The organism is Pandoraea aquatica (assembly GCF_902459565.1).
Lineage (GTDB): Bacteria > Pseudomonadota > Gammaproteobacteria > Burkholderiales > Burkholderiaceae > Pandoraea > Pandoraea aquatica.
Genome location: NZ_CABPSN010000009.1, coordinates 197,634 through 221,965 on the forward strand (window position 1 = coordinate 197,634; position 24,332 = coordinate 221,965).

Here is a 24,332-nt window from a genome sequence, read left to right on the forward strand (position 1 = left end):
TTACCCTTGACTGGTGATGGCGGCCAGCATCGTCTTGATCTGGCTGCTCAGGACCGTGAGGCCCGTCTGATAATGCACGGCGTTGTCGGCGAAGTTCACACGCTCGGCATCGAGTTCGACGGTGTTGCCGTCGACGCTTTGCTGATACGGCACGCGGTAGAGCAGCTCCGGGCCGCCCATCGGCGGCGCCGTCGTCACACCGCGTCCGGCGATGTGGCGCGAGGACGTACGCGAGAGCGACACGCTCGACTCGGTGGCGAGCTGCTGCTGCGCGCCGCGCTCGACGGCCTGATTCAACGCGTTATTGAAATCGACGTCGCGCGACTTGTACCCCGGCGTATCCGCGTTGGCGATGTTCGACGAGATCACCTCCTGACGGTAGGCGCGCATAGCCAGCGCCTGCTGGGAGAATCGCAATGCCGCGTCCAGTTTGTCCATGATCTCGTCTCGCCCGATGCTTGCCTTGATGCTTGGGTACTTGGGTAATGCTCAAGAAACTTGCCCGTGCTGCGTCCGGTCCGGCTCAGTCGTGTGTTGCGTTGACTGGCGGGCGGTGCGCAGACGGGGTGCCCTGCCCGGTCCGGAAAAAATAGGGACCTTTTGGCATGCTTCGCATCGTATGCGTACCCCCCGGGATTCAATCGGAGGAATAGGAAGGAGATTGACCGCCATTTCGAGCCATGCCCCGCGGCGCGACATCTCTAGAATGGCTTCCTGACGGCATCGGGCGGGGTTCGCCCCCCAGGCACAGGGACACTGCCCGGTGTCGTCGGCTTCGCTACGCGAAAGCCGTTCAAGCAAGGAGAGTGAGCATGGCAGGCAAATTCGGCGACCCATTCGCCAATGCCCCGCGCACGCACGGTGTGCAGCGGTTCGGCCAGCGCTCGTCCGCAAAAATGTCCCCGAACTTTCAAATACTTACGAGTGCGCGACGTGGCCTGATGGCCGCGATGTTCGCGACGGTAAGCATGGCCGGGTTCGTGACGTCTGCACACGCTGCAACGGGTGCGAACCCCGGCGTCGCCACCGATCCCGCCGCCCAGAACCTCGGCAATACGCTTGGGCCCAGCGCCATCGTCATTCCCGGCAACAACGCCGCCGCAGGCGGTGTCGCGTCGAACGTGCCGAACATGGTGCGTCCCGCGACCGCCACGGCGAATGCGCCCGCTCAGACACAGCAAGCACCGGTCGCTGTCGCAGTACCTGTGCAGCCCCAGGCATCCCAATTCCAGAACACGCAGGTGATCCGGCAGACTGCCGAGCGTTTCCTGCGTGAGCAGACCACCGGCCTGCCCGGTCAGGTCAACATCACCGTGGGCGAGTCGGTCTCGGACCGCATGCCTGCGTGCGCGGCGCTTGAGCCGTTCCTGCCGCCGGGCGCGCGCCTTTGGGGCACAACCAGCGTGGGCGTGCGGTGTGCGGGGGAGCGTCCGTGGACGCTGTATCTGCAAGCGCGCGTGAGCATCAACGCGACGTATTTCGTCGCCGCACGTCAGATCAATCCGGGCGAGACCATCGGGCCGACGGATCTGTCACCGCGTCAGGGCGATCTCACGCTGTTGCCGCGCACGGTCGCGACCGATGCCGGTCAGATCGTCGGCACGGTGGCCGTCAACCGGATTACCTCGGGGCTGCCGATCCGCTCCGACCTGCTGCGCAGCGCGATTGCCGTCCAGCAGGGACAAACCGTGCGAGTGGTCTCGCGCGGCTCAGGTTTTGAAGTGAGCACGGAAGGTCAGGTGCTCACCCGTGCCAGCGCGGGCGACCCCGTGCAGGTGCGCACGCGTGCCGGACAGGTCGTCAGCGGCACCGTGAAGTCAGGAAAGAATGGCAACGTCGAAGTCGAAGTTGCACTGTAAGAAGTTGGAAGAAGGCGATGAAAGTAATCGCTTACTTACGTTAAGTATTCGCTGAAATCACCCGGGCACTTGAACTGGTAACAGGATGTTACTTGCCTAAAGTTATGGCGGATAATGCCGTTACACAGGCAGGTTTCTGGGGAAAGCACATGAAAATCGAACCACCCGCCAATCCGCTGACTGGTGTCGGCGCGAGCAAGGCGACGACGGATCGGACGACGGCCGGCGCTGTGAATAGCGACGCTGCGGCAGCACCTGCAGCGGGCACTGGCGGTGCCAGCGTGAGCACTAGCGCCTTGTCGTCGGAGATGCGTGCCTTGCAGGAAAAACTGGCAGCCAGCGGCTCGGCCGACATCGACGTCGCGAAGGTTGCGGCGATCAAGACGGCGATCGCTAACGGCCAGTTGGCTATTGATACCTCCAAGATTGCGGACGGTCTGATCTCGACCGCACGCGATTTGCTCTCTGCGCAATCGAAGTCATGACCACCGATGCCCTGCTGAACGCCCTGACTGCTGAGACTGCCGCGATCGGCACGTTTTCGACATTGCTCGGGGAAGAACAGCAGGCATTGGTCAACGGCACGCTCGACGCGTTGCCGGACCTGACCGAGCGCAAGACGCGCGCTGTAGCGGAGCTGTCCGCCCTCGGCCGCGAGCGCGATGCGCAGTTGAAAGCGTTGGGCTATTCGCCTGACGAAGCGGGCGCGACGGCAGCGGCCGCCGCCGATGCCAAGGTCGACACCGCGTGGAAAGCCCTGCTCTCCGCCGCCGCCGAGGCCAAGCGGGCCAACGACACGAACGGCCTGCTCATCAACACCCGCCTGACGTACACCCAGCAAGCCCTGAACGTCCTCTACGGCCCAGGCAACAACACCCCGCTCTACGGCCCCGACGGCCGCACTACCCCGCGCTCAAGCGGGGGGAGTGTTACGGCTTAAACGAGCACGAAATTTTCAGCATTCCACCGCGACAAGCGGCCGTTCTCTTTTAACGAACGGATCGATGCTCGTCACCTGGCCTGGAATGCGGACGCAATACAATCCTGTCGCCGTTTGAATCCGCTCTAGTCTCGATCCATCAGGCCTAACATCGCCGGACAGCGTGCCCAAAGAGCGCCATCCTTTGCCGAGTGCCGCCTCAAACGCCTCCGCAACCTCGCTGGTCATCCTCCCCGCCCGTTCTGACAGCGGATCATCTGCACTACTGGACTGCCGCGTTACTGCCTCCTCTGCAACACTACCCGCGCCCTGTCGCTCTACGGATCGAACGAACGATGTCACCGATTGACGCCAATCCGGCAGGATCGACGCAGCGTCATCTTTAGGGAGTGATGGCTCAACGACGGGCGATGGTTCGGGAACGGTGGCCGACGATTTTGGTTCGCTCGCAGACCCCGCGCTCATTGTGCGAGAGTGCATTGCCCTCGCAGGCTGACTTTCTGCAACCGTCGCGCCCTGCTGCTTCGACGGTTCGACGAAATAGACGGTCAATACGGGCGTCTGTTGGGTGGTCGAGGAAAACGCATCCCATCGCGAAAGCAAAAGAAGTGCGATCACATGTATCGCGACGGACACCACGATGCCGCAGGATAGCCAGACGCTCGAACGGGACTGCAATGGTATGCCTCGGCCTTGTCTGAGAATGGCTACGCGCCAAATGGCGGCGAGCCGTGGCATACAGAATAGGAAAACGAGTGTGTGATCGACGCAGGGAAATTTCTGTTGAATTCCGATTCTTGTCGTCAGCAACGACCGTCGCCCCGTGCGGCTTAGCGTCCGCACTCGTAATTAATGCAACGCGCCCACGCCGTTAGATCCAAGTATCAGAACTTCCTCAACATTGTTCTGCGCCAAACACCCCCATCATTGAGAGGATCTAAGAATGCCGGAAGTGGTCCGGCTTGAGATGGAGCAAACTTGTCATGTTATTGCTGGCGAGAATGGGATCGTATTGGCGCAATATCGTCCGAAGCGTCCGGTCTCCGAAAACCGTTGGCGTTCGGGCGCTGATTGTCGATGAAACGAATCGTGTCCTGCTCGTCAGGCACACTTACCTGCCCGGATGGTTCACGCCCGGCGGTGGCGTGGAAAAAGGGGAATCACCGGTGGCCGCGATACGGCGGGAGATTTACGAAGAGACGACACTTCAAGTGACCGGCGAGCCACAGTGCTTTCACGTCTACTTCACGAACCGCGAAAGCCGGGACGACTATCCGATTCTGTACGTTGTGCGTGAGTATTCGGGCAACGCCACCATAGGCGACGAATCGGAGATCGCCGAGATCGGCTGGTTCCCTGTCGACTCCCTACCGGACGGAACGTCACCAAGCACGCGCCGACGAGTCGCCGAGTTTCGTGGGCTCAGCCCAAAATCCGACCGGTGGTGATCTGGCATGACATCAATAAATGCCTCAGACGTCATTGGCATTGCGGGTGCGCTGATCGTAGTCATTGCCTACTTTCTTAATCTACACGGGACGCTCTGCACGACCTCGTACAAATATTCGGCACTGAATCTGGTTGGATCGCTAATGATCGTCTACTCGCTGATCTACCACCCGAATCCTGCCTCGATGCTGATCGAAGGCTTCTGGGCATCGATCAGCTTGTACGGTTTGTACAAAGCTCATCAGAACAGGAGGACGAGGTGATGCGAAGGCGAAGCCTCGCGCAACAAAAAATCCCTCGAAGCGAAACGCATTCGAGGGATTTTTTGAGCCTTGCTACCGCTTAATTCGCCGAAGTCCAAGCCTTCTCACGCAGCGTCGCACGCAAACGCGAAATCGCCTGGCTGTGCAGCTGACAGACACGTGACTCGCTGACTTCGAGCACTGCACCGATTTCGCGCAGATTCAGACCCTGCTCGTAGTACAGGCTCATCAGCAACTTCTCGCGCTCGGGAAGATGGTCGATGGCGTCGACCACGCCGCCGCGCAAACCTTCGTCGAGCAGCATCGTCAGCGGATCCGCACCCGGGTCCGCGCAAATGCGGTCGATGAACGGCTCTTCGTCCGCCGCTTCGAAGTCTTCGTAATAGATCAGCTGGCAGCCGTGCACATCCTGCAACATCTGCTGATACTCGGTCAGCCCGATCGACATCTCGCCCGCAATCTCGCTCTCGGACGGACCTCGTCCCAGCCGCTGCTCCAGTCGCTGCACCGCCTTCTCGATCTCGCGCGCCGTCTTGCGAATGCCGCGCGAGGCCCAGTCCAGCTCGCGCAACTCGTCGAGCATCGCCCCGCGAATGCGCTGGCTCGCGTACGTTTCGAACTGCGCGCCCTGCGTCTCCTGATACCGGTTCGCCGCATCGAGCAGCCCCAGCATGCCAGCCTGAATCAGATCTTCCAATTCCACGCTCGCCGGCAGCTTCGCCATCAATTGCAGCGCCAGGCGGCGCACCAACGGCGCGTATTGGGTCAGCGTGTCGTTCGTGTCGACCTTCCCGCGCGCGGTATACATGTTTCCCTCCGCTTCCTCTCGACGCGTGCCGTGACGCTCAGGCCGTGTGCGCGCTCACCGCGCCCACGCCATGCGTCATCTCGACACCGCGATCGCCGCCGCAATCGCCCACCTGACCGATCCCGGCACCCAACGCCGCCGGTCCCGTGTCCCGAATGGCCAACGGCCAATGCATCACCTGCGCCGCCAACTGACGGTACGCCACCGCCGCCGGCGCCATCGGGAACGCATCGACCACGGTGCGCGTCAGTTGACGCGCCCGCACGACCTGACGGTCCGACGGCACATGCCCGGCCAATTCCAGCGACACCGCCAGATAACGACTCGCCGTCGTGGCCAGATTGCGGCACACGACGCGCGCCTCCATATCCTCCGCCCGGTTCACCAACACCCGGAACTGCGCCAGCGCATATTCGTAATGCGCCTGCTTGATCCACGAGTACGCGCCCGTAATCGATGCCGGCTCGCAGCCAAGCACCACCAGCACATCATGCGCATGCGCCGCCAACGGACTCAGCACGCCACCGGCGTGCGTACAGTCGACGATCACGACGTCCGGCTCGCCAATAGTCAGCACCGGCAGTGCGCGTTGCGGATCGATGCGCTCGGGATGACGGTGCGCCACCGGCACCAGCACCACGTTGTCGCGCGTCGGCACACGCACCGCATCGGGCGAAATGCGTCCCGCCAGCACGTCATGGATGTCGCCACGCAACGGCAGACCGAGTGCCGGCGCTGCATGGCCGCTCTCGTCGGCCAGCACGACATCCTGACCGTGATGAGCCAGAGCACTGGCCAGATTCAACGCAACACTCGTCTGACCGGCTTCAGGCGCACTTCCTACCACCGCGACGATGCGCGTGGTATGGCGCGCCACCAGTCGGCGCAGCCCCTCAGCTTGATCGAGTACGAGTTTAACCAAAGCAGGCCTCGCCTGAAGGTTGTGCGGGCGCGAACAGCCCGCTGTAGTTGGGATCGACCCCGCGCACCACGGCCGGCAAATCTTCCTCGGACGGCACGAACGGCGAACCCGTCACCGGCGCAGACAACGCCGTGTCGATCAGGAACTCCCGGTCCGCCACGTGCAGGTTCTCCGGTACGCGCTGCCCCGTCGAGACGTAATGCACCGGCAGACGGTGACGAATCACCGTGTCGAGCACCGAACCGAGGTTGGTCGTCTCGTCGAGTTTCGTCAGAATACACCCGGCCAGGTCGCCACCGCCCTCGGCGCTCGCGCTGCGATACGCGTGCACCACTTCGTTGAGCGTGTCGCCATGGCTCGTGGCGTTGAGCAACAGCAGGCGCTGCACCGGCGTCTCCGCCCCGCACAGCATCGCCACCTGCTCCGGCACCGTGCGGTCGCGCTGGCTCATGCCGACCGTGTCGATCAGCACCATGTGCTTGTTGCGCAGTTCGGTCAGCGCCAGACGCAGATCCGTCGCGTCCTTCACCGCGTGCACGGTCACGCCCAGAATCTTGCCGTAGATGCGCAGTTGCTCATGGCCGCCGATACGATAGCTGTCGGTCGTGAGCAGCGCGAGCTTCTCCGCGCCGTGACGCATCACGCAGCGCGCCGCGAGCTTGGCCGTGGTCGTGGTCTTGCCCACGCCGGTCGGCCCCATGAGCGCATACACGCCGCCGCGATCCATCAATTCGTCTTCGTTCGGCATGATGGGCAGATTGCGCTTGAGCGCGTTCTTCACCCAGTCCAGACCGTTCTCGCGGTCGCTGCCTTCCGGCAGATGCTCCAGCAACGCCCGGCCGAGCTGTGCCGAGAAGCCCGCTGCGAGCAATGTGCGCAGAATCTCGCCCTGTGCCGGCGAACGACGCTGTTTGTCGTTCCACACAAGCCCGGCGACCTGCTCTTCGAGCAACCCGCGCATGCTTTGCAACTCGCCCATCATCGACTGCGCGAAAGCGCTGGTCGCCGCGATGTCGTTCGCGGCGGCGGCGGGACTCGCCACGGGCGCAATGGGCGCAACGGGCGCAGCAGGACGGGGACGCGGACGATGCGTCGGCATATCGCCGCCGGCGAGCGCGTCCAGATCCTCTTCCGCCAACGCCACGATCTCGACGCCGTTGGCGACCGAGCGATTGGACAATACGACCGCGTCGGGTCCGATTTCCTCGCGAATCTGGCGCAGTGCGTCGCGGCACGTGCCCGCAAAGAATTTCCGAATCTTCACGCTTGACCTCCGATGAGTGCCGTCATTTTCACGTTACGGGTGTCTGGCACTTCCGCATACGACAAAACCTTGAGCTGCGGCAGGCTGCGGCGCAGGAAGCGCGAGAGCAGCGAACGCAGCGGATGTTGAACCAACAATACCGACGGCAGACCCTGACGCTCCTGACGCGTCACGGCAGCCTGGGTTTCACGCAACAACGTATCGGCCAGGCCCGGCTCCAGACCGGTGCCGCCGCCGGCCGACAACGCCTGCGTGAGAATTCGTTCGAGATTCGCGTCGAGCCCCACCACTTCCAGATCGCCACTGCCCGGGAACACGCTCTGCGTGATCGCGCGCCCCAGCGACAGACGTACCAGCGCCGTGAGGTCGTACGGGTCCTGCACGCGTGCGCCATGCTCGGCGATGGTGTCGATGATGGTGCGCATGTCGCGAATCGGCACCTGCTCTTCGAGCAGGTTCTGCAGCACCTTCTGCAACGTGGTGAGCGCGATGGTCTTGGGCACCAGGTCTTCGATGAGCTTCGGCGCGTCCTTGCCGATGCGCTCGATGAGCTGCTGCACTTCCTGACGTCCCAGTAATTCGTGGGCGTGCGCGTTGATCAGGTGATTCAGGTGGGTCGCCACGACCGTACCGGCATCGACCACGGTATAGCCGTACGCCTGCGCCTGATCGCGCTGGCCGACGTCGATCCACGTGGCGGGCAGACCGAAGGCCGGATCGCGCGTCGGCGTGCCTTGCAGCGGTGCGCTGACCTGCCCCGGATCGATCGCCAGCAACTGGCCCGGGTACGCCTCGCCTTCGCCGATGATCACGCCCTTGAGCGTAATGCGGTACTGGTTCGGGCGCAGTTCCAGATTGTCGCGAATGTGCACCACGGGTGCCAGGAAGCCGATTTCCTGGGCGAACTTCTTGCGGATGCCCTTGATGCGCTTGAGCAGTTCGCCGTCCTGATTGCGGTCGACGAGCGGGATCAGGCGATAGCCGACTTCCAGCCCCAGCGGGTCGACCAGCGCCACGTCGTCCCACGACGCTTCGGCCACTTCGGGCGCTGCGGTCGCTGCGACCGGCGTCGGACGCGTTGCCTGCACCTTGGCGGCAGCGGCCTTGCGGAACTGCCAGCGGGCCAGTGCACCGAGACCCAGCGCGAGCAGCAGGAAGGCAAAGTGCGGCATGCCCGGGATCAGGCCCATCAAGCCCAGAATCGCGGCCGTTATACCCAGCACCTGCGGGTTGTTGAAGAGCTGCGAGACGACCTGCTGACCGACGTCTTCGTCGGTCGCCACACGCGACACCACCACACCGGCGGCCGTCGAGATCACCAGCGCCGGGATCTGCGCGACGAGACCGTCACCGATGGTCAGCAGCGTGTAGTTCTTGGCGGCGGTCGCGAGATCCAGATTGTGCTGGACCACGCCGACGATCAGCCCGCCGATGATGTTGATCAGCATGATCAACAAACCGGCAACCGCATCGCCGCGCACGAACTTGGACGCACCGTCCATCGAGCCGTAGAAGTCGGCTTCCTGTGCGATCACCTTACGGCGAGTGCGCGCTTCCTCTTCCCCGATCAAACCCGCGTTCAGGTCGGCGTCGATGGCCATCTGCTTGCCGGGCATGGCGTCGAGGGTAAAACGCGCACCCACTTCGGCGATACGCCCCGCGCCCTTCGTGATCACCATGAAGTTGATGACCACGAGGATGATGAACACCACGATACCGACGGCGTAGTTACCGCCCACCAGGAAGTGGCCGAACGCCTCGATCACCTTACCGGCGGCGTCCGGGCCGGTGTGGCCTTCGAGCAGCACCACGCGGGTGGACGCCACGTTCAGCGACAGGCGCAGCAGCGTGGAGAACAGCAGCACACTCGGGAACGCCGCGAAGTCGAGCGGCTTCTGCGTGTACATGGACACGAGCAGCACCATCACCGCGAGGGCGATGTTGAACGTGAACAGCAGATCCAGGATGAACGGCGGCAGCGGGAGGATCATCATGCCCAGAATCATGATGATCAGCACCGGCGCGGCGAGCGACTTCAAGTTGCCGCCGAGGAGCAACTGCGACGCACGCAATAGCTGGTTCGCGCGAGGGTTGAGGTTCATTCGTTACACTCGTTTCGACCCGAGGCGCCGGGGCGCGTCGAGTTCGGACGGCACAGGCAGATCCGACGGGGTCAGCGGCTCGATGCCCCCCTCGGTACGCCAGCGGCGAAGCTGGAAGACCCACGCCAGCACTTCGGCCACGGCCGTGTACAGCGTGGCCGGGATTTCGTGACCGATTTCCACGTGACGGTGCAGCGCACGGGCCAGCGGCGGGGCTTCGAGGATCGGGATGCGGTGCTCCGCCCCCATCTCACGGATACGCTGCGCGACCAGATCGGTGCCCTTGGCGAGCACACGCGGCGCGCGCATGTTATCCTTGTATTCGAGGGCGACGGCAAAGTGCGTCGGGTTCGTCACGATCACGTCGGCCTTGGGCACGTCCTGCATCATCCGCCGGCGTGCTGCCTGACGCTGCAACTGGCGGATTTGCGCCTTGACGTGCGGATCGCCCTCGGTTTCCTTGTTTTCCTGACGCACTTCCTCTTTGGTCATGCGCAGTTTCTTGTAGTGCTGCCACAGCTGGAACGGGATATCGATGGCCGCCACCAGCAGCAGCGACGCCACGATAAACGCACAGCACACCGCGATCATCTCGCCCACATACGGCAGCGCCACGCGCGGCGACTGCGTCATCAGGCCCATCACGGCTTCTTTGTCCCGGGCAATCGCCCAGTACGCCACACCGCCCACGAGCACGGTCTTGGCCACCGCCTTGACCAGCTCGATCAGCCCCTGCGTCGAGAACATGCGGCCCAGCCCCTTGAGCGGGTTCAGACGGCCGAAGTTGGGGGCGAGCGATTTGGTGGTGAAGAGCCAGCCGCCCAGTGCCATGGGAGCGACGATGGCCGCGATCACCAGCGCGACGAGGAGCGGCGCGATGGCCATCAGGGCGTCGGCGCCCGAGTGCGCGGCGTAGGACAGCATGCGGCGCGTGTCCATCGCCGTGCCCGGCTCGAACTGCATGCCGTGGCGCATCAACTGGGCGAATCCCTGCGAGATACGGTCGGCCGTCATCCACATGCCGGCGACACCGGCGGCCAGCAGGGCGAACGTCGAAAGCTCGCGCGAACGCGCGACCTGCCCTTCCTCGCGCGCCTTCTCCAGACGCCGGGGAGTGGGTGATTCCGACTTTTCGAGATCGCTTTCCTCAGCCATGCCCTATCCACAGCGGGCGGACGAACCCACCCTATCGCGACTGATTATGGCCGTAACCGTCAAGTCACAAAGGGGGGAATAGAGGCGGGATTGGGCGGTATTTCGCGCAAGCGCGATTCCGCCAGCCGGGGCGCGGCTGGCGGCGGGGTCAGAAACCGAGGCTGGCGAGCAGGTCGTCGACCTGTCCCTGATCGGCCACGATGTCGGTGCGGCCTTCCTTTTTGACCTGCGGCCCGTTGAGCAGCGAGTCTTCGGCTTCCTTGCGCTTCTCGGGCGGCATGTTCTCGAGCAGCGTCTGGAGCAGATGGCTCTCGATCTCCTGCACCACTTCCATGATCTTCTTGATGACCTGCCCGGTCAGATCCTGGAAGTCCTGCGCCATCATGATTTCCATCAGATGGTTGTTGGTCGCGCGGGTGTCGTCCGGCACGCGACGCAGGTAGGTGCGGGTCTCGGTGACGAGCTGACGCGCGTCTTCGAGTTCCAGCGGCTGATCGAACCACTTGGCCCAGCGCGCGTCGAGCGCATTGGCGTCCGCTTCGAGACGGTCCTGAATGGGCTTGGCCAGTTCGATGGCCGTCAGCGCCCGCACGGCCGCCTGTTCCGTCATGGTCGCGACGTAGTTCAGACGGTCGCGGGCATCGGGAATCGCCTCGGCCGCCTGTTCCAGTTGCTTGTCCAGACCGAGTTCGCGCAGGTTGTCGCGCAGCATGCGCGTCAACTGCCCGATGCGCATCAGCATGCGCTCTGCCGGATCGGCCTCGCCGGTCACGTAAGCGCCGCCCGGCTCAGCCGGCCATTCAGTGCTCGACTCGTGGGTCACGTTCAGGCCCCCGTTTTTTCCATTTTTTCGAAGATCTTGCCCAGCTTCTCATCGAGGGTCGCGGCCGTGAACGGCTTGACCACATACCCGCTCGCACCGGCCTGGGCGGCGGCGATGATGTTTTCCTTCTTGGCTTCGGCCGTGACCATCAGCACCGGCAGCTTGGCCAGGTTCGGGTCGGCACGGATCGTCTGGAGCATCGTCAGGCCGTCCATGTTCGGCATGTTCCAGTCGGACACCACGAATTCGAAGCTACCGCCGCGCAGCTTGGCCAGCGCCGCCACACCGTCTTCCGCTTCGTCGACATTGGAGAAACCCAGCTCCTTGAGCAGGTTTCGCACAATGCGGCGCATCGTCGGAAAATCGTCGACGACCAGGAATTTCATATTCTTGTCTACCATCATCACTCCAATTCTGCCGGTCCCCCTTTGGGGGGCCGACAATATTCAGGGGCAAGTTCCGCCATCACTCAGTGCCCTGAGTGTGAACGCAAATCGTTGCGGACCATACGGCGAAAACAAGCCAAAAACAACGCCAAAAGCCGAACTATACCCGTTGCGTGCGTTCGCCGAATTTCGCGACCTGATGAAGCACTTTTCGGGCCATCTCGTGCAGCGGCACCACTTCTTCCGCGCCGCCCATGGCAATGGCTTCGCGCGGCATGCCGAACACGATGCAACTGGCTTCGTCCTGCGCAAACGTATGCGCACCGGCGCGGCGCATCTCGACCAGACCGGCCGCACCGTCGCGGCCCATGCCCGTGAGAATCACGCCGATGGCGTTACGCCCGGCATGCACCGCTGCGGAGCGAAACAATACATCGACCGACGGACGATGTCGATTCACCGGCGGTGCCGGATCGAGCACGGCCACATAGTTCGCGCCGCTGCGCGAGAGCTGCAAGTGGGTGTCACCGCCCGGCGCAATGTAAGCATGGCCCGGCAACACCCGCTCGCCGTGCTCGGCTTCCTTCACCGTAATGCGGCACAGCCCGTTCAGGCGTTGCGCAAACGACTTGGTGAAGCCCGCCGGCATGTGCTGCGTGATGAGAATCGCCGGGGCGTCCGGCGGCATCGGCACGAGCACTTCGCGAATCGCTTCCGTGCCGCCCGTCGACGCGCCGATGATGATCAGCTTTTCCGTCGACACGAGCGGGTTGCGCAGCATGGGCGCGGCTTCCACCGCGACCGGGGCCGCGCTCTTGGGCGGGGCGCTGCGCACACGGGCGCGCGCGGCCGCACGAATCTTGTCGGCGATCATCTCGCCGTATTCGAGCATGCCGTCACGAATGCCCAGACGCGGCTTCGTCACGAAGTCGACCGCGCCGAGTTCGAGCGCACGCATCGTCACTTCCGAGCCGCGCTCGGTCAGCGACGACACCATGAGCACGGGCATCGGACGCAGGCGCATGAGCTTCTCAAGGAAGTCCAGCCCGTCCATGCGCGGCATTTCGACGTCGAGCGTGAGCACGTCCGGGTTGTGCTGCTTGATCAGATCGCGCGCCACGAGCGGGTCGGGTGCGGTCGCCACTACGGTCATGTCCGGATGCGCATTGATGATCTCGGTCATCAGGCTGCGCACAAGTGCGGAATCGTCCACGCACAGGACTTTGATTGGTTCGCTCAAGCCTCCTCCATTTTTCGGTTGTCAGGCCCCGGCCGAGGCTTGGCATTTCTGGCCGGTGGCGCAAAGAGTTCTACGGAGCCCCGTACTTCGCGTGCGCGCAGACGCTGCGCGTACGCCTGTTCCCGCTGGACGATCGCCGGATCGCCCCGGTCGCCCAGCTTCTTGACCATCACCCGCCCGGTGCGCGGCAAAAAGCACACCTTGCGCGGATGCGGTCCGAGCAGATCCTGCGCAGTCACGCGAATCTGCTCCATCTCGAGATAGCGCAACACGAAGTTCGCGTTGCGATCGCCGATATTCAGTGTGGTCATGCCCGCGAGCACCGCGCCGCCGCCGAAGACCTTCGCCTCCAGACGCTCGCGCCGCGCGCCGAGCTTGATCAGCTCGTTGATAAGCATTTCCATCGCGTATGCGCCGTAACGCATGGACGCAGAGAGTAGCCGATCGCGCTCGCTCTCGCCATCGTCCGGCAGCATGAAGTGGTTCATGCCGCCGATACCGGTGACGCTGTCGCGCACGCAGGCGGCCACGCACGAACCCAGCACCGTCACGAGCATGATGTCTTCGGTCGTGACGAAATACTCCGACGGCAGCAGTTTCACCGCCTGCGTATTGAACGCATTGTCGAAGTAGTGGTTGGTCGCGAGTGCTTCGGCCAATGGCTGTGCTGCCATGTCAGGCTCCCCGTGCTCCGGCGCCGGCCAGTTCGTACACCGTCTGCCCACGCAGACGGAACGCCCGGCTTACATAAGTGAAGTTCTCCGAATGCCCGGCGAACAGCAGGCCATCCGGTTTGAGCAAGGGGACGAAGCGCTCGAGAATGCGCGCCTGCGTGGCCTTGTCGAAATAGATCATCACGTTGCGGCAGAAGATCACGTCGAACGGCCCGCCGATCTGCCACGACGGTGCAAGCAGGTTGAGCGGCTCGAACGTGACCAGTTGCTGCAATTCGGGACGCACCTTGATCTTGCCCGAGTTCGCGCCCGTGCCCCGCAGGAAATGCTTGCGCAGCTGTTCCTGCGAGATCTTGCCGGTCTGCTCGCCGTTGTAGACGGCGGCCGACGCACGGGCCAGCACCTGCGTATCGACGTCCGTGGCCAGCACCGTGGCGTTGGGACGCGAGCCGAGCGTGTCGACCAGCGTCATCGCAATCGAATACGGCTCTTCGCCGGTCGACGCCGCGCAGCACCACACCGAGATCGGCTTGGGGCGATTGCGCACGAAGTCGGCGAGCAACGGGAAATGATGAGACTCGCGGAAGAACGACGTGAGGTTCGTCGTCAGCGCGTTGGTGAACGACTCCCACTCGCTGTCGCCGGTGTCGGCTTCGAGCATGTCGAGGTATTCGGTGAAGCTCGTCATGCCCAGCGCACGCAGACGCCGCGCGATGCGGCTATAGACCATCTCGCGCTTGTGCTCGGCCAGCGCAATCCCGGCACGCTGGTAAATCAGATTACGAATACGACTGAAGTCCGCCAGCGAGAACGCGAAGTCGCGCTCGCCCGACAGGGCGGCGCCACTGGCGCGCGCGAAATCCGCGCTGCGCGAACCCGCGTCGCCATCGGGGCCGGAGCCACCGCGACGCGTCAGATGCGAGGTGTTGCGCGAATCGTTCATGATGTCTCGGTTGCGTCGAATTACGTCAGACGGCAGTTATGCCTCATGCCGCACGGGCCAGCGCTTGCCGCGTCGGCTCACGCCGGGACGCGCCAATCGCATGCACGCTCCCCGCCCCTGCCGCCCCGCCCGTCTGGAAGACGGACACGGCCGCGCGCAGCTCCTGCGCCTGCGACTCCATCGCGCCAGCGGCAGCCGCCGCCTCTTCCACGAGCGCCGCGTTCTGCTGCGTCACCTCATCCATCTGCGTCACTGCGCGATTGACCTGTTCGATGCCGCTCGACTGTTCGGCAGACGCCGCCGAGATCTCGCCCATGATGTCGGTCACGCGCTTCACGGCCTGCACGATCTCTTCCATCGTCTGACGCTGACGCGTCACGAGTGCCGTTCCGTCCTGCACGCGGCGCGACGAATCTTCGATCAGCGCCTTGATTTCCTTGGCGGCCGCCGCACTGCGCTGTGCCAGCGTGCGCACTTCACCTGCGACCACGGCGAAACCACGACCCTGCTCGCCCGCACGCGCTGCTTCCACTGCGGCGTTCAGCGCGAGGATGTTCGTCTGGAAGGCAATACCGTCGATCACGCCGATGATGTCGACGATCTTGTTCGAACTGGTGGAGATGCCGTCCATCGTCGCCCCGACCTGCCCCGAGACTTCGCCGCCACGCGTGGCGATTTCCGAGGCATTCACAGCGAGTTGGCTGGCCTGACGCGCGTTATCGGCGTTCTGGCGCACGGTGGCCGTGAGTTGCTCCATCGACGAGGCGGTTTCTTCCAGCGACGCCGCCTGCTGCTCGGTACGCGCAGACAGATCGGTGTTGCCCGCCGCGATCTCATGCGCGGCCGTGGTGATCGACTCGGTGCCCTGACGGATCTGCGAGATGGTCTCGGCCAGCGTGTGCTGCATGCGTTGCATGGCGTAGAGCAGGCTGTGCGTGTCGCCCGGGGCCACGTCTACGTGGCTGTGCAGGTCGCCGCTCGCAATGCGATGCGCGATGCTCGCGGCGTACTCCGGCTCGCCGCCGAGGCTGCGCTGCACGTTGCGGATGATCACGATCATCGCAGCCGTCACGATGCCACCGATCAGCAGAAGCGCGATGCCGAAGCGAATGAGCGTGGCGTAGAACGCCTCGTCGACGTCCTGCACGTACACGCCGCTCATCATGCCCCAGTCCCACGGTGCGAAATACTTGACGAACGAGAGCTTGGCCATGCGTTGATCGCTACCCGCGACGCGGCCGAAGTAGTCGACAAAGCCCGCGCCCTTGTCCTTGGCCACGCGAGCCATTTCGACGTAGAGCAGCTTGCCGTTCGAATCCTTGTAGGTGGAGACGTCCTTGCCCACCAGATCGGCGAGCGTGGGATGCATGAGGACAGTCGGCTTGGTGTCGAAGATCACCACGTAGCCGTTGCCGCCTTCGCCGTAGCGCATGACTTTCAGTCGCGCCATGGCCTGTTGTTTCGCCTCTTCGACGGTGATCTTGCCTGCCGCTGCCTGCGCCGCGTAGTCGCGCACGATGCCATCGGCGCTCGTGACGATGTTTTCCACTGCCGCGCGCCGCTCCGACATCATCGTGCTGCGCTCGTGCAGCGCAGCCCAGCCACCGAGAATCAAAAGCCCCAGCCACATCAGCGCAAGCGCCGACCAGAGTTTTGCTTTGAGACTCAACTGCATCATGATGTGACCTCCACTACCCGCCTGCCGTGGCACTGCATAAGATGCAGCGCGCACGACGGCTTTTGTCTTACCGATTGTTGCCACTTGCCGACACGCCCCTCGGGGTGCCCGGCGGTACTGAGTCGCCGGGCGAGGTGCGTGCACCGTTCCTATAGTTACTGCTGTTGCCGCGAGCATCGCTGCACGACGGCTGTGTGAGGCTGTGAGGACCGAATCGGCATCACAACCATCACGTCATACGATCAAAAGGTTTCCCAGTCGCCGTTTGCGTCGTCCGTGCCCGTGCGCGTTGCGGCCGGCGCTGCGGCAGCCGGTGCAGGTTTGCGCAGCGGTGCCGGTGCGGGCGTCGCCTTCGGTGCAGCGGCCGATGCCGGGGCTGCCGACCCTGCCGACTTGGCAGAGGTTGCTGCCTTCTTCACCGCCGCCGGACGTGCGGCAGGCACTGCCGACGGAAGCGCCGCCAGCGCCGGGGCTGCGTAGCCGGTCGCGACCTGGCTGGCGTCCACGCGGAACACCGACACCGTCGTCTTCAGACGATTGGCCTGTTCTTCCAGCGAACCGGCGGCCGCTGCCGCTTCTTCCACCAGCGCCGCGTTCTGCTGCGTCACTTCGTCCATCTGCGTGATCGCACGGTTGACCTGTTCGATGCCGCTCGACTGTTCGGCCGATGCCGCCGAGATCTCGCCCATGATGTCCGTCACGCGCTTCACCGCCTGCACGATCTCGTTCATCGTGTGGCCTTGCTGCGCGACGAGCGCCGTGCCGTCCTGCACGCGACGCGACGAATCTTCGATCAGCGCCTTGATTTCCTTGGCAGCCGCAGCACTTCGCTGCGCCAGCGTGCGCACTTCGCCTGCGACCACGGCAAAGCCGCGGCCTTGTTCGCCGGCACGCGCCGCTTCCACGGCAGCGTTCAACGCGAGGATGTTCGTCTGGAACGCGATGCCGTCGATCACGCTGATGATGTCGACGATCTTGTTCGAGCTGCTCGAAATGCCGTCCATCGTCTCGCCGACCTGGCCGGAGACCTGACCGCCGCGCGTGGCGATTTCCGAGGCGTTCACTGCGAGTTGGCTAGCCTGACGTGCGTTATCGGCGTTCTGGCGCACGGTGGCCGTGAGCTGTTCCATCGACGAGGCGGTTTCTTCGAGCGACGCAGCCTGCTGTTCGGTACGCGCCGACAGATCGGTGTTGCCTGCCGCGATCTGCTGTGCGGCCGACGTGATCGACTCGGTGCCCGAGCGAACTTCCGCCACGGTGCGCACAAGGCTGTCCTGCATGTGCTTCACGCCCTTGAACAGTCGTCCCGTCTCGGTCTCGTTCCACACTTCGATGCGTTGCGTGAGGTCGCCGCCGGCGATCTTCTCGAAGTGACGAATCGCGTCGTCGATCGGGCCGACGATGGCGCGCGTGAGCGTGATCTGCGTGATGATGCCGACGATCAGGCCGAGGCCCAGACCGATGCCGACCATCCACATCACCATCGTGTAGCGAGCCTGTGCGGCCACATAGCGCTCTTCGGCGTTCTTGACCTGCAAATCGGCCAGCGCGGTCATCGCCTTCGTGTAGTCGGCGAACAGGCGCGGCACGTCCATCACCGTCTTGGCGTGGAAATCGGGGATGTCGCCCGATTCGATGGCCTTGAGCGCGGGGAGGATACCGTCGTTGTTGACCTTGCCACGTGCGGCGATGACGGCGTCGGCGTATGCCTTCTCACCGTCGCTCATCGGCAGCGCGGCGTAGTTTGCCCACGACTCGTCGGCCTTCTTGAGGTTGTTGCGCACGCTGTCGATCGCCGACTTGATCTCGGTCGGATCGGCGATGAACTCGATGCGCGAGAGCGTCACGCGTGCGCCCAACGTCGAGATCGTGGTCTGTGCCAACGATCGCGCCGATGCCATGTCGTTCGTGTAGATCTCTTGCAGCGACGCATTGCTCTGTCGCAGCGAGACGAGACCCACCGCAGCGCCCACGACCAGCAGCACCATGAAGAGTCCCAGCGCCAGCGTGAGCCGCGCCCGGATGGTGACATTCTTAAACATAACGACCTCTACCCCGTGAAGACCGGCCCGTAGCCGGTTGATCCATCACAACAATCTCGTCTCTTTGCACCAACAAACCGTCAAAACTCTTCCCAGTCGCCCGGGTCGCTCGCCTTCGTGTTCGAAGACGACCCCGTCGCGCCGTCGGGCTGTGCCTTGCCCCGGCGCGCCGCCAGTTGCAGCACCTGCGCATCTTCTTGTGCGTTGGCTGCCGGTGCGCTGGCCTGCGGACGGCGCGTAGCCGTTCGCGTGGCAGCGCCGCCAGCGCTTGCGCGAGCCGGCGCGGCGGAGGCGGTGTTCTGCGCTGCGACCACTGCCGATGTTGCTGCCGCCGGCTTCGTCGCCGACTGACGCACAGCGGCCGTGGCCTGCGTTTGCTGCATTTGCTGCACTTGCTGTCCTGCACCGTTCGCCACGTGACGCACGGTCGGTGAACCGGCGGCCTGGAAGGCGTCGCCTACACGGAAGACGGAGACCGCGTCGCGCAGGCGATGCGCCTGATCTTCCAGCGAGCCCGCAGCAGCAGCCGCTTCTTCCACGAGGGCCGCGTTCTGCTGCGTGACTTCGTCCATCTGCGTCACGGCGCGGTTGACCTGCTCGATGCCGCTCGACTGCTCGGCCGATGCCGCAGAGATCTCGCCCATGATGTCGGTCACGCGCTGCACGGCCTGCACGATCTCGTCCATCGTCTGACCGGCCTGCGCCACGAGGGCCGAGCCGTTTTCCACGCGGCCCACCGAATCTTCGATGAGCACCTTGATTTCCTTCGCGGCGGCTGCACTGCGCTGCGCGAGCGTGCGCACTTCACCCGCCACGACCGCGAAGCCGCGTCCCTGCTCACCCGCGCGCGCCGCTTCCACAGCAGCGTTCAGCGCGAGAATGTTGGTCTGGAACGCAATGCCTTCGATCACGCTGATGATGTCGACGATCTTGTGCGAGCTTGTCGAGATGCCCTGCATCGTGTCGACGACGTTGCCCACCACCTGACCGCCGCGTGCGGCGATCTCCGAAGCGTTCACCGCCATCGCGCTCGCCTGACGGGCGTTGTCGGCGTTCTGTTTGACGGTGGCCGTCAGCTCTTCCATCGATGACGCCGTCTGCTCCAGCGACGCCGCCTGTTGTTCCGTACGCGCCGACAGATCCGTGTTCCCTGCGGCGATTTCGCGCGAGGCGATGTTGATCGATTCGATGCCTTCGCGCACATCGGAGACGATGGACAACAGGCTGTTCTTCATCACCGACAGGCCGAACAGCAACTGGCCGATTTCGTCGCGGCCTACGCCTTCCGCCTTGCCGGTCAGGTCGCCCGCCGCGATCTGCTTCGACATGCCGAGGGCGACGCGCAGCGGATGGTTGATCGCGCGACGCAGGATGCTGCCCAGCAGGAACAGCACCACGATGCCGCCCAGCACTGCGACGACCGTCGCCGCACGCACAATCGTGTGTTCCTTCTGCGACTGCTGATACAGATCGGTCGCCTGCGTGAGTTCGAGACGCGTCAACGCATTGAGCTCGTCGCGCATCGGCCCGTAGGCCGGCTTCACTTTTTCGAGGTACGTCTGTTGTGCGCCTTCGGCCGAGCCGACGCGCAGCATTTCTACCGTCTGCAACAAGCCATCGGACGTGAAGCGCTGACGGATCACGTTAAAGCGCTCGGCTTGCGCACGCGTGCTGTCGTCGACCGTCTTCATGTACTCCGCCCATTGGCGGTTGATTTCGTCGAGGCTGCCCGCGATTTCGTCACCGGCGCGCTTCATCGCGTCGAGATTCGGGCTACCGACGGCTTCGGCGACCAGCAGCACGTCGCGGTCGAGCTTCTGACCGATGACGCCGAGCGTGCTCACCGGCACCATGCCGTTGCGGTACACCTTCAGCAGCTTGTCGTTGCTGCTCGACACGCCCCAGAGACCCAGACCCCCGACAATCGCGAGCAAGATCGCGCCGAGCACGATGATGCCGGTCAGGCGCGCGCGCAGCGTGTCGAGACGCACTCGGCGCGCGAGCGCCGCAATGCCACCGCGCTCGACCTGACCGCCGCGGATGCGCAGATTGCCCGCCTGTCCGTTACGGAAGCGCGCGTAAATCGCTTCGGCCTGTGCCGTAGCACCCGCGGCCGGACGCACCCGCACCGACGTGTAGCCCACGACGGCGTTGTTTTCGAGCGTCGGCGTGACGGTGGCCAGCACCCAGTAGAAGTCGCCGTTCTTGCGACGGTTCTTGACCAGTCCGGTCCACGTGTCGCCGCGCTTGACCGTCTCCCACAGATCGCCGAATGCCTCGGAGGGCATGTCGGGATGGCGCACGATGTTGTGCGGTGCCCCCAGCAGTTCATCACGCGAATAGCCGCTCACCTCCACGAAGGCGGGATTGGCATACGTGATCCGCCCCTTGAGATCCGTCCGAGAGATCAGATACTGATGCTCGCCGATGACGAATTCGTTCTGGGTAACGGGCTGGTTATCGCGCACGTGCTCGGTCTCCGTGGACTGGGTGAGTGGGTTATGTCTGTATGGGTGACGCGGCGGGTGTCTCGGCCCCGCCTGCGGTTAGTACATGGATGACGCTCAGCCGTTGCTGCCCGGCCTTAGCTCGCCAGACGCTCGATGAGCGCCATGTCGTCGCTAGTCATCAGCTTTTCGATGTCCATCAGGATCAGCATGCGGCCTTCGACCGTGCCCAGCCCAGTGATGTACTCGGTCGCCAGTTGCGCGCCGAACTCCGGTGCCGGCTTGATCTCGCCGCGTGCGAGCGTCAGCACGTCCGACACGCCGTCGACGACCATGCCGACCACGCGACCCGCCACGTTCAGAATGATCACGACCGTCTGCGTGTCGTACTCGACGCGGCCCAGACGGAACTTGATGCGCATGTCCACGATCGGCACGATGATGCCGCGCAGGTTGATCACGCCCTTGATGAACTCGGGCGCGTTCGCGATGCGGGTCACGGCGTCGTAGCCGCGAATTTCCTGCACCTTCAGAATGTCGATGCCGTATTCCTCGTCACCCAGCGTGAAGACGAGAAATTCCTGGCCGTCGCCATCGGTCTGCATGGCGCCTGCGTGGCGCGACACGGCCTGCTCTTGCGAAAGGTTGTCCATCTAACGCGTCTCCGACTTCAGTTGAAGATGGTGGCAGCGGCCGAGCGCTGGCCGCGCTGGAGCGCCGCCACATCGACGATCAATGCCACACTGCCGTCACCCATGATGGTGGCGGCGGAAATACCGTGAATACGGCGGTAATTGGTTTCGAGGTTCTTCACCACGACCTGCTGCTGACCGACCAGCTCGTCGACGAGCAGTGCAAAGCGGCGGCCTTCGGCCTGGAGAATCACGATGATGCCCTGCGTCGGATCGAGGCGTGCTTCGGGCACTTCGAACGCGCGGTACAGCTCGACGAGCGGCAAATACTCGCCGCGCACCAGCACGACCTGGCCTTCGCCCGTCACCGCGCGGATGTCGTCGCGACGCGGTTGCAGCGACTCCATCACGAAGTTCAGCGGCAGGATGAAGATCTCCGGGCCGACCTTGACGGACATGCCATCGAGAATCGCGAGCGTGAGCGGCAGCACGATGCGGATCGTGGTGCCCTTGCCGCGCGTGGACAGAATCTCCACGTGGCCGCCCATCTGCTGGATGTTCCGCTTCACGACGTCCATGCCCACGCCACGGCCCGACACGTCGGTCACGGCTTCGGCGGTGGAGAAGCCCGGCGCGAAGATCAGTTGCCAGACTTCCTCGTCCGCCATCGACTCGGACACGTTCATGCCTTGCTGCAACGCCTTGGCGAGAATCTTCTCGCGACGCAGACCCGCGCCGTCGTCGCTCACTTCGATGACGATATTGCCGCCCTGATGCGCAGCCGACAGCACCAGTTGGCCGACCGGATCCTTGCCCGAGGCCAGACGTTGTTCCGTCGTTTCGATGCCGTGATCGAGACTGTTACGCACCAGGTGCGTGAGCGGATCGATGATGCGCTCGATCAGGCTCTTGTCGAGTTCGGTCGCCTGACCGAACGTCACGAGTTCGATCTGCTTGCCGAGCTTGGTCGCGAGGTCGCGCACCAGACGCGGGAAGCGCGAGAACACATAGTCCATCGGCATCATGCGGATGGACATCACCGCTTCTTGCAGATCGCGCGCGTTGCGCTCCAGCTGACCCATGCCGTTGAACAGGCGGTCGTGGAGCATCGGGTCGAGGCTGCTGGCGGTCTGCGCGAGCATGGCCTGCGTGATCACCAGTTCGCCCACGAGGTTGATGAGCTGGTCGACCTTCTCCACGCCCACGCGAATCGAGCTGTTCTCGTGACCGGCAGCGCCGCCGGCGGCCGGTGCTGCGGCGCGCTTCTCCGGCGGATGCTGAGCACCGCCGCCGCCCGAGGCGGCCTGGGGTGCTGCGGGCGGCACGACGATCGGTTCGGCAGCGGCCGGCGGCACGACGGCTTGCGGTGCTGCCGGTGCGGCGGCAGCCGGGACTTCGATCGGTGCCGAAGCGGCCGGTGCCGGCGCGGGCGTCGGCTCGAAGATTTCGACGGTCTGCGACGGAGCCACCGATGCTGCCGGTGCTGCGGCAGGGGCAGCAGGCGCGGCGGGTGCAGCCGCCACCGCGGACGCATCCTGCACGTCGATCTGCGACGGTTCGATCACGAAGCAGCACACAGCGAGGATGTCGTCGGCGTCGCACGTGGTGTCGAGCCACAGGTAAAGTGCATCGCCCACCGTATTACGGCCAGCGACTGCGCCGAGGTTGCCCAGTTCTTCGGCGAGCAACGCCTGATCTTTTTCGCCCACACCGGAGAGCGTGACTTTCAGACGCTTCTGACCCGGCGGGATGTCGCTGGTCGGTGCGCCGCTGGCGTCGGCGGCCGGGGCGGCTTGCGCTGCCGGGGCCGCAGGTGCGGGTGCCGGTGCAGCGGCCGCCGGGGGCGGTGCGAAGGGCGACGTCGGCGCGGCGGAGACCGGCGCACCGTCGCCTTCGGCGGCGAGTTGCTGGAGCACGGCGCAGATGCGCTTCATGGCCTCGGCATCGGGTTCACTGGAGGCGCGGTAGGCATTCAACTGTTGATGCAACACGTCTTTGGTTTCCAGGAAGGTGTCGACCATCTCGGTGCGCAACTGCAATTCGCCGCGACGGGCACGGTCGAGCAGGTTTTCCAGCAGGTGCGTGGTCTCGGTGAGCGCGGTGAAGCCGAACGTCGCGGCGCCGCCCTTGATCGAATGGGCGGCCCGGAAGATCGCGTTGAGTTGCTCGTTATCGGGCGCGCTTACGTCGAGCGCAAGCAGGAGGTGCTCCATCTCTGCGAGCAACTCTTCCGCTTCATCGAAAAAGGTCTGGTAGAACTGGGTGATATCCACCGGTTTCCTCGTCCTAACTTGGTTGTGCCATCGACGCCATCGACTTCATCGTCATGCGCCTTCGCCGACGAGCGATGCGACCACGTCGACCAGTGCTTCGGGGTCGACCGGCTTGATCAGCCAGCCGCTGGCGCCCGCTTCGCGGGCAGCCGTCTTGTATGCGCCGTCGACTTCCGTCGTCAGCACCAGAATCGGGGTCTCGGCAAATGCGTCGAGCTCGCGCAGTGCGCGAATGAGCGACAGACCGTCCATGCCGGGCATATGCTGATCGGTCAGCACCAGATCGAAGACCGCGTTCGTGGCCAGCGTCAGCGCTTCCTGCCCGTCGCGGGCGGTCGTCACGGCGTAGCCCGCTTCATCGAGCGTGGCGGCCAGGATCTGACGCATCGACGCGGAATCGTCGACGGCGAGAATCGTGTTGCGAATTGCCTG

At 64.1% G+C, this 24,332-nt stretch carries 23 protein-coding genes; 5 read left to right on the forward strand and 18 right to left on the reverse strand.

Annotation, left to right across the window (positions count from 1 at the left end; genetic code table 11):
- Entirely contained in the window at nucleotides 1–441 is a 441-nt protein-coding gene (gene flgB / locus PAQ31011_RS23385; protein WP_150578058.1) for a flagellar basal body rod protein FlgB, read from the reverse strand.
- A gap of 371 nt (nucleotides 442–812) precedes the next feature.
- Here flgB and flgA point away from each other — a divergent pair, with 371 nt between their 5' ends.
- The 3 genes from flgA (at nucleotide 813) to PAQ31011_RS23400 (ending at nucleotide 2,799) form a co-directional block, all read left to right on the forward strand.
- The gene (gene flgA / locus PAQ31011_RS23390; protein WP_174990244.1) at nucleotides 813–1,859 is read left to right on the forward strand and encodes a flagellar basal body P-ring formation chaperone FlgA; all 1,047 of its coding nucleotides are present in this window, start codon (nucleotides 813–815) and stop codon (nucleotides 1,857–1,859) included.
- A 149-nt stretch (nucleotides 1,860–2,008) separates the two neighbouring features.
- Nucleotides 2,009–2,344 (forward strand): flagellar biosynthesis anti-sigma factor FlgM, encoded by a 336-nt coding sequence (gene flgM, locus PAQ31011_RS23395; protein ID WP_150578060.1) that lies wholly within the window; start codon nucleotides 2,009–2,011, stop codon nucleotides 2,342–2,344.
- Nucleotides 2,341–2,799, forward strand: a complete 459-nt coding sequence (locus PAQ31011_RS23400) for a flagella synthesis protein FlgN (protein ID WP_150578061.1) — start codon at nucleotides 2,341–2,343, stop codon at nucleotides 2,797–2,799. The genes flgM and PAQ31011_RS23400 overlap by 4 nt, the downstream gene beginning before the upstream one ends.
- Before the next feature lie 15 nt (nucleotides 2,800–2,814).
- On the opposite strand, the gene PAQ31011_RS23405 is transcribed toward PAQ31011_RS23400, so the two are convergent.
- The gene (locus tag PAQ31011_RS23405) at nucleotides 2,815–3,477 is read right to left on the reverse strand and encodes a hypothetical protein (protein ID WP_150578062.1); all 663 of its coding nucleotides are present in this window, start codon (nucleotides 3,475–3,477) and stop codon (nucleotides 2,815–2,817) included.
- 305 nt (nucleotides 3,478–3,782) lie between these two features.
- Between PAQ31011_RS23405 and PAQ31011_RS23410 the strand changes: the two genes are divergently transcribed.
- Both PAQ31011_RS23410 and PAQ31011_RS27040 read left to right on the forward strand, forming a co-directional pair.
- Nucleotides 3,783–4,247 carry an NUDIX domain-containing protein gene (locus tag PAQ31011_RS23410; RefSeq protein ID WP_150578063.1) on the forward strand — a complete coding sequence of 155 codons (465 nt, stop codon included), beginning with the start codon at nucleotides 3,783–3,785 and terminating at the stop codon, nucleotides 4,245–4,247.
- Nucleotides 4,248–4,253: 6 nt separating this feature from the next.
- On the forward strand, nucleotides 4,254–4,511 hold the full coding sequence (locus PAQ31011_RS27040; RefSeq protein ID WP_425495136.1) for a CBU_0592 family membrane protein: 258 nt from the start codon (nucleotides 4,254–4,256) through the stop codon (nucleotides 4,509–4,511).
- A 79-nt stretch (nucleotides 4,512–4,590) separates the two neighbouring features.
- On the opposite strand, the gene PAQ31011_RS23415 is transcribed toward PAQ31011_RS27040, so the two are convergent.
- From PAQ31011_RS23415 to PAQ31011_RS23490, 16 genes are all read right to left on the reverse strand, one after another.
- Nucleotides 4,591–5,319 (reverse strand): RNA polymerase sigma factor FliA, encoded by a 729-nt coding sequence (locus PAQ31011_RS23415; RefSeq protein ID WP_150578064.1) that lies wholly within the window; start codon nucleotides 5,317–5,319, stop codon nucleotides 4,591–4,593.
- 37 nt (nucleotides 5,320–5,356) lie between these two features.
- On the reverse strand, nucleotides 5,357–6,241 hold the full coding sequence (locus PAQ31011_RS23420; RefSeq protein ID WP_150578065.1) for a MinD/ParA family ATP-binding protein: 885 nt from the start codon (nucleotides 6,239–6,241) through the stop codon (nucleotides 5,357–5,359).
- Complete coding sequence (flhF, locus tag PAQ31011_RS23425; RefSeq protein ID WP_150578066.1) at nucleotides 6,234–7,505, reverse strand: flagellar biosynthesis GTPase FlhF; 1,272 nt, start codon at nucleotides 7,503–7,505, stop codon at nucleotides 6,234–6,236. Before flhF ends, PAQ31011_RS23420 begins: the two co-directional genes overlap by 8 nt.
- On the reverse strand, nucleotides 7,502–9,607 hold the full coding sequence (gene flhA, locus PAQ31011_RS23430) for a flagellar biosynthesis protein FlhA (RefSeq protein WP_150578067.1): 2,106 nt from the start codon (nucleotides 9,605–9,607) through the stop codon (nucleotides 7,502–7,504). Before flhA ends, flhF begins: the two co-directional genes overlap by 4 nt.
- Before the next feature lie 3 nt (nucleotides 9,608–9,610).
- Entirely contained in the window at nucleotides 9,611–10,762 is a 1,152-nt protein-coding gene (gene flhB / locus PAQ31011_RS23435) for a flagellar biosynthesis protein FlhB (protein ID WP_150578068.1), read from the reverse strand.
- 148 nt (nucleotides 10,763–10,910) lie between these two features.
- On the reverse strand, nucleotides 10,911–11,534 hold the full coding sequence (cheZ, locus tag PAQ31011_RS23440; protein ID WP_281350031.1) for a protein phosphatase CheZ: 624 nt from the start codon (nucleotides 11,532–11,534) through the stop codon (nucleotides 10,911–10,913).
- Nucleotides 11,535–11,587: 53 nt separating this feature from the next.
- Nucleotides 11,588–11,986, reverse strand: a complete 399-nt coding sequence (gene cheY / locus PAQ31011_RS23445; protein ID WP_039401766.1) for a chemotaxis response regulator CheY — start codon at nucleotides 11,984–11,986, stop codon at nucleotides 11,588–11,590.
- A gap of 145 nt (nucleotides 11,987–12,131) precedes the next feature.
- Entirely contained in the window at nucleotides 12,132–13,211 is a 1,080-nt protein-coding gene (locus PAQ31011_RS23450; RefSeq protein ID WP_150578070.1) for a protein-glutamate methylesterase/protein-glutamine glutaminase, read from the reverse strand.
- Entirely contained in the window at nucleotides 13,208–13,885 is a 678-nt protein-coding gene (gene cheD / locus PAQ31011_RS23455; protein ID WP_046290196.1) for a chemoreceptor glutamine deamidase CheD, read from the reverse strand. Before cheD ends, PAQ31011_RS23450 begins: the two co-directional genes overlap by 4 nt.
- A 1-nt stretch (nucleotide 13,886) precedes the next feature.
- Complete coding sequence (locus PAQ31011_RS23460) at nucleotides 13,887–14,828, reverse strand: CheR family methyltransferase (protein ID WP_150578071.1); 942 nt, start codon at nucleotides 14,826–14,828, stop codon at nucleotides 13,887–13,889.
- Nucleotides 14,829–14,871: 43 nt separating this feature from the next.
- The gene (locus tag PAQ31011_RS23465; RefSeq protein WP_150578072.1) at nucleotides 14,872–16,506 is read right to left on the reverse strand and encodes a methyl-accepting chemotaxis protein; all 1,635 of its coding nucleotides are present in this window, start codon (nucleotides 16,504–16,506) and stop codon (nucleotides 14,872–14,874) included.
- A 242-nt stretch (nucleotides 16,507–16,748) separates the two neighbouring features.
- The gene (locus tag PAQ31011_RS23470; RefSeq protein WP_150578073.1) at nucleotides 16,749–18,548 is read right to left on the reverse strand and encodes a methyl-accepting chemotaxis protein; all 1,800 of its coding nucleotides are present in this window, start codon (nucleotides 18,546–18,548) and stop codon (nucleotides 16,749–16,751) included.
- A gap of 80 nt (nucleotides 18,549–18,628) precedes the next feature.
- Nucleotides 18,629–21,016, reverse strand: a complete 2,388-nt coding sequence (locus tag PAQ31011_RS26930; protein WP_150578074.1) for a methyl-accepting chemotaxis protein — start codon at nucleotides 21,014–21,016, stop codon at nucleotides 18,629–18,631.
- A gap of 116 nt (nucleotides 21,017–21,132) precedes the next feature.
- A complete protein-coding gene (locus PAQ31011_RS23480; protein WP_150578075.1) occupies nucleotides 21,133–21,648 on the reverse strand; it encodes a chemotaxis protein CheW in 516 nt (171 codons plus the stop codon).
- Nucleotides 21,649–21,665: 17 nt separating this feature from the next.
- Nucleotides 21,666–23,900 carry a chemotaxis protein CheA gene (cheA, locus tag PAQ31011_RS23485; protein WP_150578076.1) on the reverse strand — a complete coding sequence of 745 codons (2,235 nt, stop codon included), beginning with the start codon at nucleotides 23,898–23,900 and terminating at the stop codon, nucleotides 21,666–21,668.
- 51 nt (nucleotides 23,901–23,951) lie between these two features.
- Nucleotides 23,952–24,326 (reverse strand): response regulator, encoded by a 375-nt coding sequence (locus PAQ31011_RS23490; protein ID WP_174990247.1) that lies wholly within the window; start codon nucleotides 24,324–24,326, stop codon nucleotides 23,952–23,954.
- Between the last annotated feature and the right edge of the window lie 6 nt (nucleotides 24,327–24,332).

Coding starts and splice junctions, on each gene's coding strand:
- flgA (WP_174990244.1), top strand. CDS start 813: ATGGCAGGCAAATTCGGCGACCCATTCGCCAATGCCCCGCGCACGCAC.
- PAQ31011_RS27040 (WP_425495136.1), top strand. CDS start 4,254: ATGACATCAATAAATGCCTCAGACGTCATTGGCATTGCGGGTGCGCTG.
- PAQ31011_RS23470 (WP_150578073.1), bottom strand. CDS start 18,548: ATGTTTAAGAATGTCACCATCCGGGCGCGGCTCACGCTGGCGCTGGGA.
- PAQ31011_RS23410 (WP_150578063.1), top strand. CDS start 3,783: ATGTTATTGCTGGCGAGAATGGGATCGTATTGGCGCAATATCGTCCGA.
- flhB (WP_150578068.1), bottom strand. CDS start 10,762: ATGGCTGAGGAAAGCGATCTCGAAAAGTCGGAATCACCCACTCCCCGG.
- cheD (WP_046290196.1), bottom strand. CDS start 13,885: ATGGCAGCACAGCCATTGGCCGAAGCACTCGCGACCAACCACTACTTC.
- PAQ31011_RS23415 (WP_150578064.1), bottom strand. CDS start 5,319: ATGTATACCGCGCGCGGGAAGGTCGACACGAACGACACGCTGACCCAA.
- PAQ31011_RS23400 (WP_150578061.1), top strand. CDS start 2,341: ATGACCACCGATGCCCTGCTGAACGCCCTGACTGCTGAGACTGCCGCG.
- PAQ31011_RS23460 (WP_150578071.1), bottom strand. CDS start 14,828: ATGAACGATTCGCGCAACACCTCGCATCTGACGCGTCGCGGTGGCTCC.
- cheY (WP_039401766.1), bottom strand. CDS start 11,986: ATGGTAGACAAGAATATGAAATTCCTGGTCGTCGACGATTTTCCGACG.
- PAQ31011_RS23480 (WP_150578075.1), bottom strand. CDS start 21,648: ATGGACAACCTTTCGCAAGAGCAGGCCGTGTCGCGCCACGCAGGCGCC.
- flgM (WP_150578060.1), top strand. CDS start 2,009: ATGAAAATCGAACCACCCGCCAATCCGCTGACTGGTGTCGGCGCGAGC.
- flhA (WP_150578067.1), bottom strand. CDS start 9,607: ATGAACCTCAACCCTCGCGCGAACCAGCTATTGCGTGCGTCGCAGTTG.
- PAQ31011_RS23465 (WP_150578072.1), bottom strand. CDS start 16,506: ATGATGCAGTTGAGTCTCAAAGCAAAACTCTGGTCGGCGCTTGCGCTG.